This is a genomic window from Nocardia vermiculata NBRC 100427, from assembly GCF_001613265.1.
Taxonomy (GTDB): domain Bacteria; phylum Actinomycetota; class Actinomycetes; order Mycobacteriales; family Mycobacteriaceae; genus Nocardia; species Nocardia vermiculata.
Window position 1 is genome coordinate 423,147 of the sequence record NZ_BDCA01000001.1, and the last position, 14,440, is coordinate 437,586.

The 14,440-nt window shown below is 65.8% G+C and carries 12 protein-coding genes; 7 read left to right on the forward strand and 5 right to left on the reverse strand.

The genetic code is table 11. The annotated features are described in order from the left end of the window. Window positions 1–85 precede the first annotated feature (85 nt). From NV2_RS01990 to NV2_RS02010, 5 genes are all read left to right on the forward strand, one after another. Window positions 86–1,381 carry an NAD(P)/FAD-dependent oxidoreductase gene (locus NV2_RS01990; protein ID WP_067868247.1) on the forward strand — a complete coding sequence of 432 codons (1,296 nt, stop codon included), beginning with the start codon at window positions 86–88 and terminating at the stop codon, window positions 1,379–1,381. A gap of 219 nt (window positions 1,382–1,600) precedes the next feature. After that, window positions 1,601–1,984, forward strand: a complete 384-nt coding sequence (locus NV2_RS01995) for a YbaB/EbfC family nucleoid-associated protein (RefSeq protein WP_507763248.1) — start codon at window positions 1,601–1,603, stop codon at window positions 1,982–1,984. Between the two features lie 33 nt (window positions 1,985–2,017). Next, window positions 2,018–3,967: a type VII secretion target gene (locus NV2_RS02000; protein WP_067868250.1), complete on the forward strand. Its 1,950-nt coding sequence runs from the start codon at window positions 2,018–2,020 to the stop codon at window positions 3,965–3,967. A 15-nt stretch (window positions 3,968–3,982) separates the two neighbouring features. Beyond that, window positions 3,983–6,157 (forward strand): hypothetical protein, encoded by a 2,175-nt coding sequence (locus NV2_RS02005; RefSeq protein WP_067868253.1) that lies wholly within the window; start codon window positions 3,983–3,985, stop codon window positions 6,155–6,157. Next, window positions 6,154–7,224, forward strand: coding sequence for a hypothetical protein (locus NV2_RS02010; protein ID WP_067868256.1), 1,071 nt, complete (start codon window positions 6,154–6,156; stop codon window positions 7,222–7,224). Before NV2_RS02005 ends, NV2_RS02010 begins: the two co-directional genes overlap by 4 nt. A 15-nt stretch (window positions 7,225–7,239) precedes the next feature. On the opposite strand, the gene NV2_RS02015 is transcribed toward NV2_RS02010, so the two are convergent. Further along, window positions 7,240–7,944 carry an SDR family NAD(P)-dependent oxidoreductase gene (locus NV2_RS02015; protein ID WP_067868259.1) on the reverse strand — a complete coding sequence of 235 codons (705 nt, stop codon included), beginning with the start codon at window positions 7,942–7,944 and terminating at the stop codon, window positions 7,240–7,242. Window positions 7,945–8,036: 92 nt separating this feature from the next. Here NV2_RS02015 and NV2_RS02020 point away from each other — a divergent pair, with 92 nt between their 5' ends. Beyond that, window positions 8,037–8,708, forward strand: a complete 672-nt coding sequence (locus NV2_RS02020) for a TetR/AcrR family transcriptional regulator (protein ID WP_067868262.1) — start codon at window positions 8,037–8,039, stop codon at window positions 8,706–8,708. A gap of 300 nt (window positions 8,709–9,008) precedes the next feature. Here the strand turns inward: NV2_RS02020 and NV2_RS02025 are convergent, their stop codons facing one another. Next, complete coding sequence (locus NV2_RS02025; protein WP_067868265.1) at window positions 9,009–9,548, reverse strand: DUF1697 domain-containing protein; 540 nt, start codon at window positions 9,546–9,548, stop codon at window positions 9,009–9,011. Between the two features lie 74 nt (window positions 9,549–9,622). Then, window positions 9,623–10,378, reverse strand: coding sequence for an acyltransferase (locus tag NV2_RS02030; RefSeq protein ID WP_067868268.1), 756 nt, complete (start codon window positions 10,376–10,378; stop codon window positions 9,623–9,625). 313 nt (window positions 10,379–10,691) lie between these two features. On the opposite strand from NV2_RS02030, the gene NV2_RS02035 reads away from it, so the two are divergent. Continuing rightward, window positions 10,692–12,032 carry an outer membrane protein assembly factor BamB family protein gene (locus NV2_RS02035; protein ID WP_084473813.1) on the forward strand — a complete coding sequence of 447 codons (1,341 nt, stop codon included), beginning with the start codon at window positions 10,692–10,694 and terminating at the stop codon, window positions 12,030–12,032. Between the two features lie 9 nt (window positions 12,033–12,041). Here NV2_RS02035 and NV2_RS02040 read toward each other — a convergent pair whose 3' ends face one another. Continuing rightward, window positions 12,042–13,277: a THUMP-like domain-containing protein gene (locus tag NV2_RS02040; RefSeq protein ID WP_067869175.1), complete on the reverse strand. Its 1,236-nt coding sequence runs from the start codon at window positions 13,275–13,277 to the stop codon at window positions 12,042–12,044. Between the two features lie 162 nt (window positions 13,278–13,439). Beyond that, window positions 13,440–14,417, reverse strand: coding sequence for a class I SAM-dependent methyltransferase (locus tag NV2_RS02045; protein WP_067868271.1), 978 nt, complete (start codon window positions 14,415–14,417; stop codon window positions 13,440–13,442). Window positions 14,418–14,440 lie beyond the last annotated feature (23 nt).

A 14,440-nucleotide genomic window follows, 5' to 3' on the forward strand; every position in this document is an offset into this window, starting at 1 on the left:
GATAAGAGTCATCAATATTATGCGCCCTGACCCTAGGAACATCCAGCGCATGAATCGCGGTTAGTAATGACAGAAGGAGGCTGTCATGCAACACGTGGATGCGGGAATGGAAACCACCGATGTGGTCATCGTGGGTTCGGGGTTCGGCGGGCTCGCCGCCGCGAAGCAGCTCAGCAAATCGGGGGTCGACTATGTACTGATCTCGGCCACCCCGGAACATCTGTTCCAGCCGCTGCTGTACCAAGTAGCGACGGGTGTGCTCCCATCGACCGATATCGCCCCGCCGATCGCGAGCATTCTGCGGCGGCACAAGGGCGGTGATGTGCGCCTGGGCAAGGTCGTCGACATCGATGCCGAGGCCGCGGTGCTCACCTACGACACCGAACAGGGCCCGCGCCAGATCCGCTACGGGTCGCTCATCGCGGCTACCGGGGCCACCCAGTCCTATTTCGGCCGCGACGATTTCGCGGACAAGACGTTCTCACTCAAGACCATCGACGATGCCAAGCTGCTGCGGGCGCAGATCGAGCGGGTCTTCGCCGAGGCATCGAAGGCCGACCCCGAAACCCGTGAACGCCTGCTGAGCTTCGTGGTGGTCGGCGCGGGCCCGACCGGCGTCGAGGTCGCCGGCCAGCTGAAGGAACTGTCCAAGCGGCACTTTCACCAGGAGATTTCGGTCACCCTCGTGGAAGGCGCCGGCGCCGTACTACCGCCGTTCGGCGGCAGCCTCTCGAAGTACGCGCGAGAATCGCTGACCCGCAACGGTGTCGAAGTCCTGCTCGACACGTTCGTCACCGATATCGAGGCCGGCAAGGTGACGGTCAAGACCAAGGACGGCGTCGAACGCGGCATCGGTGCCGAGACGGTGGTGTGGTCGGCAGGTGTGGCGGCCGGCGGATTCGCCAAGCTGCTCGCCGAGGCCACCGGCTGCGAAACCGACCGCGCCGGACGGCTGCTCATCAACCCCGACTGCACGGTGGGCGGGCACGCCGACATCTTCGCCATCGGCGATATGACCTCGCTCAACGGCTACCCGGGACAGTCGCCGACGGCCATGCAGGAGGGCCGCCACGTCGCCGACATCATCCGCCGCGACAAGCAGCCCGGCACCCCGTTCGTGTACTGGGACAAGGGATCGATGGCGGTGATCAGCACCTTCAGCGCCGTCACCAAGCTCAACGACCGGGTCAAGTTCACCGGCACCATTGCCTGGATCACCTGGCTGGCCGTCCACCTGTTCTATCTGGTCGGCTTCCGCAACCGCTTCACCGCTGTCCTGTCCTGGCTGGTCGCCTTCATCGGCACCGGACGCCCCGGCTTCGACGAGGAGGAGACGAAGCCCGTGGCGGACAGCCCTGCACACCGACGACAAGCAGCCTGAGCGAACCGGCCCACTCCCCTCGGGTGGGCCCGCTCGACAAGGCCGAACCACGGCCGCATTCCGCGTACCAGCGCACCTGAACCCGATCAGGTGCGCTGTTTTCCGTCCCCCTCCCACGATTGGGAAGAGCAGTCCGGATGCCGACACGGTGACCTTGACAAACTGAGAGTCGAGAACCGGCTAGGAGAGGACCGCGCGCACCATGAACGAGGGCGATCGGTGAGGGAACTCCACCCCGACGTCAATGCCACGCTCGGGATGACGCGCGAATTGCGACACCGAATCGCCACGGTGCGTGAGCGATCGGACGCGATTGTCGCGCGCCGCCCTTCGCCGAGTGGACTCGTGATTCCGGAAGTGGATGCCAAGGGGCGGCTGCGCGATCTGTTCCTGGCCCCCGGAACCTGCGACCGCTTCGACAATCAGGAGCTGGCCGCGGAAATCGTTGCCGCCATCGCGGAGAGCACTGCGGATGCCCGCAGGCAGTATGAGCTGGTCATGAACGACCCGACCGAGATCCCTCGCCCCCTTGCCGACATCGTGCGGGAGTGGCGCGCCAATCCCGGAAGCCCGGTCCCCAACTTTGGGAAGTCGGAAGAATAGTGGCAGCTGGGCTGACGGGAGGAATCGCCGAGGATGCCGGATTACATCAACGTCGAGCCCGATGAACTGCGCAGAACCGCGGCGCAGGAGGATCGGCTGGCAGCCAAGATTCGCGCCTGGGGACAGATCCCGGAGGACTGGCTGAAGGAGTTCCCCGACGGCTACGGCACCATCGCCCATCCCGTCCATCAGGCTCTGACGGACTACTACAACCGACGCCACGAGAAGGCGGAGCGCCTCGCCGACACGCACGAGAAGACGCGCGACGAGTTGCTCACCGCGGCACAGCGGTTGGAGGAGTCGGACCAGGGTGGTGGGGGCAATATCCGGCACAGCGGCAACAGTTTCGGGCCAGATGCCGTGCACACCCCCGGAGTCGGCCCAGGATTCGCACCACCAGGCCACATCGCGCCGAACACAACGGCGACGAACTACAACGAGCCGGGTCGGTCTCCCGCCACGCCGGAGTCGTCGAAGGCGCCCGCACCAGTTCCGCTGCCCGGCGCGACGGCGCCGATTACCGTCCCGTCGAGCGCGCAACCGGACCGGCCCACCCCGGTGACGGGTCGACCGCCGAGCGGGGTGTCCTTTCCGGCGCCCACACAGCTCGGCAAACCACACAGCGAAGTTTCCGAACCCGCTACCGGGATTTCGGCACCAGCGGCTGCCGACGGCACCCCACTCACCCGCGTCCCCTCGACCACGAACGTCGTCCCTGGACAGATACATGATCAGGTACCGGTCGCGGCGGCCGGTGATACCGCGATGAGCCGACCGGCGACACCGACCGATTCCGGAGCTTCTGGTGCAAACCGCAGTCCCCGGCCTCTTCGGTCCGGTGCATTCGTGGCGTCACTACATACTCCCGCGGCTCGCCGAACGTTGCCGCCGTTGGAGGGGGGGAGGCGCAGTGACCAGGACCTCCTACTGGCCACAACGCTACTCGGCGCCATTGCTGCCGCGGCCGAAACTTCTGCCCCCGGTGTGGAATGGGCCGTGGCAGTCGCACGACGCCGCGGAGCGTTGGTGATGGTGACCTCGAATCAAGGCCGCGGGTGGCTGCCGGCCGGGTTGCATCTCCCGGAGGAGGTCGTGGTCCCCTGGCATTGGAGCAGCAGCTTCGAACCGGCCTACGGCCCCGCGATCGCGGCACTGGAAGATCTCACCGACCCCGCGCGAATTTTGACAGGTTTCTGTTCCCTGGCAACCCGACAAGTCGGCGGCCGGCTCAGTGCACTGGCCTCGACAACCGCATTGCCGGAGGACATCCATACGTGCACCGACGCCAGGGTTTCGTTGCAGGGCTCGGTGCGGGCTGCGGAGTGCGCGGTCGATCTCGGGTCACCCGGCCCCGGCTTGGTCGACAGGCTCGCGGTGGTCGGCTCCGACACTTTGCTGCAGCACGCGATCGACGTACCGGACAGCCAAATCCGCAGCATGTGCGTCCGTCTGGCCCGTTCAGCAGACACCCGGCTCCGCGCCACGTTGCCCGACGGGGAAGGAATCTGGGCCCGGCACCGGACCGCACGAGCGCAGGTCCTCGACTCGCTACTGGCGCAGCGTGCCGTTCCGACGCACTCGTGGGACCAACTACACGACGCTTTCCATTCACTCGCAGCGATGCCCCGGGAACTCACCGCCGTCTCTGTCGGTCGTACCGGCGACGGTAGGGCCTCGGTTCGGTCCGCCGGCGTATGTGAGCGACTGGCGGACGAGTTGCTACTACTTGTCGCAGCAGGTAATTCCGATCGGCAGACCCTGCGCGAAGTGCTCTATACGTACGGACAGATCGCCGACTACCTGTCACTCCCTTTGTCCTTCGAAAATTTGGGTCAGGATGCGGTCGCCTCCGCTCCGGCCGACCGCACACTCCCCGCGTCAGCTCTTCGTGCAACCGACGCGACCTTCAGTACTGCCACCGTATCTACCGAGGTCAGGAATGCGCCGCTGACCCCGCAGGCCGATCCTCACAGCCTCCGTTGATCAGAGGGATGTCCAATGGGAAAAGTTGACGAAGTCGCCGACAATGTGAACAGCGAACACGAGAGAGGCTGGGGCGACACCGAATATTACGCCGGCGACGAGGCGAAAAAGACACTGGACGCGATACTGGACGCCGACCTTACTCCGGGTCAGCTCGAACAGGTCTTCGATAAAGTCGACAAGACCGTACGAAAAGATCTTTTCGACGACGCTACCAACGACGACGGCGACAACCTGATGGAGCAAGCAAAATACAAGAATTTGCTTGTTGCGCTTGAATCCGGAGACTACAAGGACGCCCAACTCAAGGAAAAGAAGCCAGAAAAGATCGAGTTCGATCCGAAGCAGGGCGGTTTCCTCCCCCTCGCCGAGGGAAAACATCTGGAACCTGTTCAGTTGTGGGTTCCCAAGGGTGCCAGCGCACTCCTCGAATCCTTGATCGCGGACACTCAGGCCACGATGCAGCTCGGCTTCGACACCCTCGGAACGAGCACGCCCAAAGATCACCCCGATTTCAGCAGCATCCTGCTGGGCAACGGAGTCGACACCCCGGGGGGCTGGTCGCACACCATCGACCAGTACGACTCACTGAAGGGGCAGTTGAAGGGGCGCAAAGAAGAACATACCGCCGCCTACAAAGACGTCAAGTTGATCACGGTCGACAGCAAGGACAAGAACTACGAAACCATCAAGAAACTGAAACAGATCAAGGATGAACTGAACGATCACCTGGACGACACCTACACACCGACCAAGGGAAACACCACAATTCGTCGCGAAGGCGACAAGGTCGTCCGGTACAGCGGCAATCCCAGCGACCCGATGACCGACACCATCTACGAGAAAGGGTCGGGAAAAGATGGATACTGGAAACTGACTTACGAAGCGGAACAAAGCCTTTACGTTCACTACTTGGACGTTGCGGCCGAACAGTGGGACAAGGCCTACGATGCCGCGGCGAAGGCATTCCAGAAGGATGGTGAAAACGTCGACGGCAAGGACCCGGAAACCGGCGATGCCGAGGCCGCACGCAAGGAAGGATACGAGCAAGGCTACGCAAAGGGTAAGGAGGCGGCGAAGGGCAAGGAGGGCGCGGGCAAGCAGGCGACGCCGAGCGGCCCCCCTGGTGGAACACAACAACCCACCGGCACCGAACAGCCCACGGGTAGCGGAACCCCGACCGGTAGCGATACCGACACGGAGAAGGAGCCGACCGACTTCAGTGATCTGTTCCCGAAGGAGATAGGTGACGACACCGAGCTGGGCAGCGGTGACGATGCGGACTCGACGACAGACGGTGCCGACGGTGTGACCGACACAGATGCCGACGACGATCCCACCGGCACAGACGAATCCACCGGTGCTTCGAGCGCGATCGACGATGCGATCGCCACGATTACCGACAGTGCCGGCGACGGCTCCGAAACTCCCACCCCCGCGACTCCGGCCACGAATACGGGTGTCACGTCGGATCCCAGTTCCTCGATGTTCAACCCGAATTCGATGTTCAGCCCATTCGGTTCGGCGCTGAATTCGGGTAATCCGCTCGGGCAGCAGCAGGGCGGGTCTGCATCCGGGGGCACGCCGTTCGGTATCCCGGGGAGCGATTCAGGAGCCGGGGCCACCCCTAAGAATCCGATGCTGCAGATTCCCGGAACCGATACGGCATCGGCAAGCAGCCCGGTGCAGGGTAGTGCCGTCTCTTCCAACCCGATCACCGCCACGGGTTCACCCGTATCGCAGTCCCGCGCACCGCATTCCCCGGTGGATATGAAGTTGTGGCCCGATGAGAGTCAACCTCAGAAGGTGTCCTCGGCGGTGGCCGACGCGGTCAACACGGAGGTCAACAGCAACGCAACCGATGCGATAGCTGCCTATGGCAACGCCCTCGGCGAGTTGAATGCGATCGGTAGTTCTCAGTTGCAGACCGGCGACATCATCCAATGGGAGCACGGCAGCGCGATCATCGCGTGCAAGGGCAACGATGCTTACATGATCGTCAATGGTGACTACAAGCCGCTCGATCCGCACAGCCCGCCCAGCGGCCCCTACGGGAGCTTCCAAGGCTTCTTCCGTCCGGATGCGGCCGAAATCCAAGGCAGTGAACGGGCGAACGAGAATCTCCAGCCGGCCGCTGCGGTCACCACCGGTACTCCTCCGGCACCGGGCACCACTACGCGACGAGTATGACGGCCACGACCGCCGCGGCCGCAGCAGACTTCCTGATCGACTTGTCCGGACGACTGATGTCGGCCACTTCGGACCCGCCGATTCGTACCGTGATGAACATCGCCTGTGGCGGGCGACTCGATTCGCACGCCCCCGACGGACGCCCTGCCAGCGGGCTGACCCTGTCGGGCCTACCGTTCGAAACGAGTGTGTCCGGGGGACGGGGCCGCTACTCTCCGGCAGTCCGCTATGTCACGGAGTCGGCAACACAGCTGCCGCTTTTCGCCGAGCGCGTGACAACTCAGCTCACTGCCATCAGTGACCTGCTGACGTGGCTACCGAACGCAGGCCGGACCACCGCCGATCTGGTGCATTCCTTCGTCACCGCGCTGTACCCCGACCCGACACAGGTGCCTGCGAGACAACGCAGCGCGCTGTGGACCGGAGTGGTGCACCACCCCGAGGCGCCGCAACATGCTGCCCGGCTCAAGGTGTACGGCGGCCCCTCGGTCGTTCCGGGTGCGCTGCAGCGCCTCCGAAACCGATGGCCGGATTTCGCCGACCTCACCACTGTTCCCGAAGACGACAGATTCTTCCGCTACGCCGGGGCAGCGATCGAAGCGGATGCACTCGGCCAGGTCAGCCACAAGACCTATCTGGCCGCGCGGTACCGCGACAAGGCGGTGCCGATGAAGCTGGTGCGTCACTTCGGCGACCCGGCGTGGGAGATTCTGTCCGAACTCATCCGTGCCGGTGTCGACGCGACGGCACTGCACGAATACAGCTTCTTCGCGTGTTGTACCGGCAGTTCCGACTCCCCTTCGTTTGCGCTGTCGATGATGCCTCGGCGAGCAGACCAAGACCTGACCGGGCTCGCGCGTGAACTTGCCGGACGCCATCACGGCAGCACCTATGCCGTGGACGCACTCCGGCAGGCCGCTCGAGCGCACGGAGCACGCTGGCGCTATTCCGGCATCGGGCTGGGCTTTTCCGCTGATTACGGCATCGACAAACTCAACGTGTACGGCACGCCCACCTGGGATACCGCAGCGGATGCACCGACAACGCGCTCCGGTACTGCACCATGAGAAGGGCGGCTGCCCTCACGCAGCGTGTTCCACCCCCACATCCGTGGTCGCCATGGTGAACAGCTGCTCGGCCAGTTCGTCCGGGTGGACCCGCTCGATGTCGCCCGGTTCGACCGAGTCGAAATGTCCGGAGGTGAAGAGTTTTTCGGCGGCGCTGTTTTCGATGAGGCGGCCGACGAGCAGTGCGCCGACTCGGACGCCTCGGGGGCGGACCTGCTGGTCGACCGAGTGCAGGTAGTTGAGCAGGCCGGACTGCGGGGCGCTGACGCTGGCCAGGGCGGCGCGGGGTTCACGCACGGAGCTGCCCTGGACCACGAGGACGGCGCCGGAGCCGCGGGCCGTCATGGCGGGCAGCAGGGAGTGCGCGATGTGTAGCGGGGTCGTCAGGTGGAGCGGGAGCCAGTCGCGCAGGATGTCGGCGCTCAGGGAGGTGGCGTCGACCGGGAACTTGGCGGTGCCGCCGGGCGCGTAGAGCACGACGTCCGGAACGCCGTGTGCGGATTGAAGTTCCGCGAGAGCGCGATCGACCTGAGCTGCGTCCTCCAGATCGGCGACGAGCACGTCGACCTCGATTCCGGCCTCCGCCACCTCGGCACGCAACTGTTCGAGGGTGCCGGGGTTGCGCGCAATCAGGGTTACCCCGTAGCCGGCCCGCCCGAAGCGCAGGGCCGCCGAGAGACCGGTTGCGGGACCCGCGCCGAAGATCGCCAGATGTGCCATGATTCCTCCATAAGTTGATACCCCACTCAAGTTGAGTGCCTACTCAAGTTAAGCTGAAGTCGAGAGGGTTTTCAAGTTGCTAGAGTCATGTCATGGCCGAGGTGACCGCGGGGGTAGGTGACGAGCCCGGCGCGGCACGGTCGCGGCCCCGCCGGCGAGACGCACGCGACAACCGCGACCGGATCGCCGCCGTGGCGCGCAAGCACTTCGTTGCCGAAGGGCTCGCAGCGTCGCTGAATCGGATCGCGCGGGAGGCCGGCGTCAGCATCGGCACGCTCTACAACCATTTCCCCACTCGCGAAGCGTTGATCAACGACGCACTGCTGGATCTGGTGACCGCATCCGTGCGCAGCGCCGAGACCGCCCTGGAGGCCGCCGACCCGTGGACCGGGCTGGTCGAACATCTGACGACCTTGGCGCAATGGCAGGCCGACGACCACGGGTTCACCGATATCTGTGTGTACGCACTGCCCGAGGACAGCCCTATCGAGATCGAGAAGAAGCGAGGGCACGAGCTCTTCGAGCGAGTGGTGGCACGCGCCCGGGAATCGGGGCAGTTGCGTGCCGACATCAGCGAAACCGATTTGGGACTGCTGCTGTGGTCCGTGGTTCGCGCAACCGATGGGGTGCGCGAGTCCGCGCCGCAGGCGTGGCGGCGGCATCTGATGGTGCTGCTGGACGGATTGCGGGCCGAGGCTGCCCATCCGCTGCCCGGCGACTCCCTCGACCCGGCCACGGTCCGGGCAGCGATGACACTGGGATAGCCGGAAATGCCCTGACTCGAGCGCGGATGCCGGGGCATTTCTCCCCCGAACGCAGCAGTCCCCGGTAGTCCTATTCTTCGCGGAACCTCAGTCGTCGCTGATGGCTCCGGTTCGAACCGACTTGCCGGGGGCCTGGCCGGATCCTGGAAAACATCTCGTGTGCCGACCGACGTCTCGATCGGTTACTCGGTCTTCTCCGGTGCTCCGGTGTACCTCCAGTCTGCTCCTGTCGGGCCGCCACCTCAACCCCTCGAGGCGGGTAACCGCGCACAATTTCGACAGCTCGAACTGTGGGCGCCCCTACAACTTCGCCAGTACCTTCTGCACCGTCAGCCACGTGCGCGTAGTGATGTTCTTGCCGTAGACCGATTCCAGCCAGGTCATGTGGTTGGGGGTTCCCGACCCGGAATTGTCGAGCACCGCGAGCAGCGCACCGGCCGGCTGGTCGTAGCGCACGACCCGGACGTAGGGAGCCAGTGCTTCCGGTGGCGCGGGCGGAGCCGCAGCGGAGCGGTCCTTGACGAAGGTGGCGGTGAGGTAGGTGCCACGGGAGTGGGTGAGTCCGGGGAACGGGTCCGATTCCACCAGCTCCCGCAGCTCCGCACGGCTGCGGAGAATGGTACCGCCGGCAATACCGAGCTGCGACTGCAGTGCGGCTTGAATGCGTGCCTCCATCGCCGCGGTATCGGTGTCCTCGCTACCGAACACGATGTTGCCGCTGGCGAGCAGCGACCCCACGCCGTCGTAGCCGAGTCCTTCGAAGACACCGCGCAACTTCTCACCGCGCATATTCGGGTTACTGGGCATGATGCCCCGCAGCCAGGCCGCATACCGGTTCATGCTCGGCACGCTACCCACAGCCACCGACAGGTACCGCCGTCAGCGCCGGGAACACGGCCGGCCGGTGTGCCGGGTCAGCCTTCGGTACCCGCGCCGACGCCGGCCTTCTTGCGTTCGATATCGGCGAGGGCCTCAGCCTGCCGGGCCCGCTCGTCGGCAGCCTCTTCCCAGGCCTTCTTCCGGTTCTTCACCACTCGCGCGGGCGCGCCCACCGCGATCCCGTAATCCGGGATGTCGCCCTTCACCACGGCATGCGCACCGAGCACACAGCCCCGGCCGACGGTGGTTTCGCGCAGCACCGTCACCTTCGCCGCGATCCAGGTGTCCGGGCCGATGCGCACCGGACTCTTCACGATGCCCTGATCCTTGATCGGCATCGTCACATCGTCCATGCGATGGTCGAAATCGCAGATGTAGCACCAGTCGGCGACCAGCGTCGAGGCCCCGATCTCGATGTCGAGGTAGGTGTTGACGACGTTGTCCTTACCGAAGACCACCTTGTCGCCGATGCGCAGCGAGCCCTCGTGGCAGCGCAGCGCGTTGCCGTCGCCGATATGCACCCATTTGCCGATCTCCATCCGGCCCAGTTCGGGAGTGGCGTGGATTTCGACGTTGCGGCCGAGGAAGACCATGCCGCGCAGCACGATGTGCGGATTGCTCAGCCGGAATTTGAGCAACCGGTAGTACCGCACCAGATACCACGGCGTATAGGCCCGGTTGGCGAGCACCCAGCGCAACGAGGCCCTGGTCAGGAAGTGCGCCTGCTCCGGATCACGGCGGCGCGAACCCCGCCAACGCGAACGCAACGGTGCGCCCCACATGCTCGTCACGGGCCTGCTCCCTTTCCTCGGGCGAACGGTTACCTGCAGCGGTCACCGGATCGAGGTACCAGCGTACTTTCGTCGCGTGGGCACGCGTTTCCACCCCGGAAATTCGACCGGCGTGAGCTGTGCCACGATCGGCGCTCGTCTCCACTGCCCCACCATTCTCACCCAGCACAGCCGCGGTCACGGCCGATGTTCTAGTCTCGTGCAGGCCCGTTACGAACAGATGGGAGTCCAGCAGGTGCTAAGCGGCAGCCGGCGACCCGAGCGCAGCGAGCACGACCGCGGCGGACACCACCCGACAGCATTGCGGCACTCGATGATTCGAGTGGGCGCAGCCACAGCGACAGCCACGCGCTCGATCGCGCTGCTCGGTGCCCTGGGCATGCTGGCGCTGACGGGATGCGGAAGTACCACCGTCGACGACATCGCCGTGGGATCCGGTGAAGGCTGGCAGTCGTCGTTCCACGATGCCCGCAACAGCAGCTCCAGCCCCGTCGACGGATCCCGTCGTCTGAGCCTGAGCTGGTCCCGCCCGGTCGGCGGCCCGCTGGCCGGAGCGACCACGATCGGCCCCGACGGTCAACTGTTCGTCACCTCCCGCACCGAAACCGATTGTGTGGGCAAACCCGGGACCACCGGCACCGTCTTCTCCTTCCAGATGGAGACCGGGCGCAAACGTTTCTGCAATGCCCTCGGACCGGACGCCATCTCGGCGGCCACCGCGGTCGACGGGGCGAGCAACGTGTACCTGGGCGACAACGGTGCGGTGTTCGCGTTCAACGCGCTGGGACAGCCACGCTGGCGCACTCCGGTGGCCGGCGTCCCGATCTCGATGCAGTTCACCGGCGACGGCACGGTGCTGTCGGTATCGCAGTCCGGTCAGGTCGACATCCTGGAACGGCAGACCGGGGATCGCGAGGTCTCGACCTATCAGATCCTCGGCGATCCCGATTTCCTCGCTCATCCCGATGTGCCCCGCCCGCCGGACGGACAGGGCATCCGTGACTGCGCCATCGGCGGGCCGGACTGCCCCGTAGCGAATGTTTCCGCACTGGACAAGGATTCGGGCCGGTTCTACGTCACCGCGTGGCGTCACGGCGCTCCCAGGGCCTCGCTGGTGGCCCTGCACTACGCCGACAAGAAGGTCACCGAGGACTGGAGCGTGGATATCCTGACCGACGGCAGTGCGACCAGCCCGACACTGTCGGAAGACGGTAAGACGCTGTGGGTGGGTGACAACAGTGGCCGGTTGCTGGCCGTCGATACCGCCGACGGGCACACGAAGTGGACGCAATCGCTGGGCTTCACCCCGCGCGGCGGTATCTCCGAGATCGACGGCCTGCTGATCCCCGGCGGCGACGGACATCTCACGGCGTTGCAGGACAACGGCGACAGCGCCACGGTCGTCTGGGAACGCAAGGATCTCGCGCTGCGCGGGCAACCGGTGCAGACCGCCGGTAACACCGGCTATGTGGTGGTTCCGATGGGTGCGGCACTGAACCTGCTCACCTTCGACACCGAGAGCGGTGCCACGGTCGCCTCCGCACCGTTGCCGGGTGCCGAGGGCTCGACCGTGTCCACCTCGATCGGTCCCGAGGGCGAGGTCGTGGTCGCGACCCGCATCGGTGAGCTGTTCGCCTTCGAACCGGAGCAGTAGCGGCGGAATTCAACGGGCCGGCGGGGTTTCGCAGACGAACACCGTCGCGGCCCGGCCGATTCGGGTGATCACCAGGGTGTGGGGCGTGGCGCCACGCGGTTTGAGACGCCGGCGCAGCGCATCGGGATCTATATCGACACCGCGGACCAGGATTTCCAGCGGCCCGCAATCGCGCCGGTGCAGTTCGGCACGTAGTGCCTTCTCCCGCAACTCCAGCCGATCCAGCACCCGGAATCCCCGTACCCCCGCAGGCACGGAATCACCGGTGAGATAGGCGATCCGCGGATCCAGCTGCCACAAACCGTATTTCGCGGCGTACTGACGGACCAGGCCGGCGCGCACCACCGCGCCGTCGGGATCGACGATCCACTCCCCCGGCGCCCGTTCGGGCAGCTCGCCGGGTTCGGCGTCGGTGATGCTCCACCCCGTCCCGTCGCCGTGCAGGACCGTCGCCCTGCGGGTGACACCACGGTCGCCGAGGCCACGCGACCACAGGCAGGCTTCGCGGACGCCACCGTCGAGTGAGACCACCTCGACCTCACCGTCCCACGACAGTCCCGCGTAGCCGCCACCATCTCCGTGCGGAATCGGCGCAACGTCACGTCCGCCCACCGCGAACCGTTCGAAATCCAGTCCGGGAGCGCACTTCACGACCAGATCGCGGCCCCGGTAGCGGGCCAGCAGTTCCGGCAGTGGGGGCTGCAATCGGGTCGGGTCGTAGGTTCTGCGGCCACCCGCACGCCGGGCCGGATCGGCGATCACGACGGTGTCGCGGCTCGTCGGGTGCAGCGCATCCGCCTGCAACAGCAGCACATTCGCTGCGGCAGCGAGGTTGTGCGCGGCCATCTCCAGGCGCACCCGGTCCAGGTCGCTCCCCAGGACGGCCGGGCATTCCCGCTGCAACGCAGCCAATTCCGCGCCGATCGAACAAGTGATGTCGTGGACGGCGCGACCGCTCAGGCGGCGGGCCCGGTGCCGTGCGACCGGGCCGGGCGTGGCCTGCTGCACGGCATCGTCGGTGAGCAGCCACCGCCCCGCATCGTCGAGTTTGGCTGCCGCACGCCGGCGCAGCCGTACCGTCTCCACCAGGGCGGACGTACGCTCACCGTGCACCCTCCGGAGCGATTCGAGATCACGCAGCAGATCGGCCGGTGCCAGTGAATACTGCTCGACCAGTGCCAGAGCATCGTTCCCGGCTGTCCCCGCGAGATAGTCGACGTCGGCGACCGTGAAGTCGTATCCCATCAGAATTGTCCGGAGCAGGCGCGGCGTGTGGTGCGCGGCGATCGTCGCGCACCCCAGCGGCACTGCCGTCCCGATGCCGTGGCATTCGAACGCGAAAACGGCACCGAGGGCAGCGAACAGGCAGCCGTGCAACGCCCCGCGGCGCCCTCCGGCATGCCGGCCCTACTCTCCGGCGTGACCCGGCTTCACGCCGGTGATCATGGCGTTATAGAAGAACTGCCGAGGCACCACGTGGCGCAGCACCTTCTCGTCGAGGCGGCTCAATCCCAGCCACGCCTTGTACTGGGCCATGCGATAGCCCCAGGTGAGCTTCTCCTCCGGCACCGCGGCCTCGAAGGTACGCACCGGCCAGCCCCACAGCGCGGCGGCGAATTCCTCGGTTTCGGCGTGCACCTGCACCGCACCCGCGTTGCGGGCGATGCCCTCGAGATCGGACGGGTCGAAGGTATGCAGATCCACCACGGCCTCCAGCGCGGCAGCACGCGAGGATTCGTCCAGTTCGGCCTGCGGACGCCGCCAGTCGGTCAGGAACGGCAGCTTGGTCACCTCGGTGGTGACCTTCCAGGTGATCTGGCCGAGTTTGCGGGCGTAGAAGTTGCCGACGGTGGTCGGCTCACCGGCGAATACGAAACGACCGCCCGGCTTCAGCACACGCAGGCATTCCCGCAGTGCCAGTTCCACATCCGGGATGTGGTGCAGCACCGCATGCCCGACGACCAGATCGAAGGTGTCGTCCTCGTAGGGAATGGTTTCGGCGTCGGCGACGCGGCCGTCGACATCGAGGCCGAGGTGCTGCGCGTTGCGGGTGGCGACCTTCACCATGCCCGGGGACAGGTCGGTGACCGAACCCGACTTGGCCACCCCGGCCTGCATCAGGTTCAGCAGGAAGAAACCGGTCCCACAGCCCAGTTCCAGGGCCCGCTCGTACGGCAGCGGTGCATCCGGGGCCACGGCGTCGAACCGGCCGCGCGCGTATTCGATGCACCGCTCGTCGTAGGAGATGGACCATTTGTCGTCGTAGGTCTCCGCCTCCCAGTCGTGGTAGAGGACCTGCGCGAGCTTGTTGTCGGCGAGCGCGGCCTGGACCTCGGCCTCGGTGGCGTGCGGGTTCGGCGCGGGGTCGTCAAGACGTGCGGTCATGGTCGCACAGCGTATCTATCGAT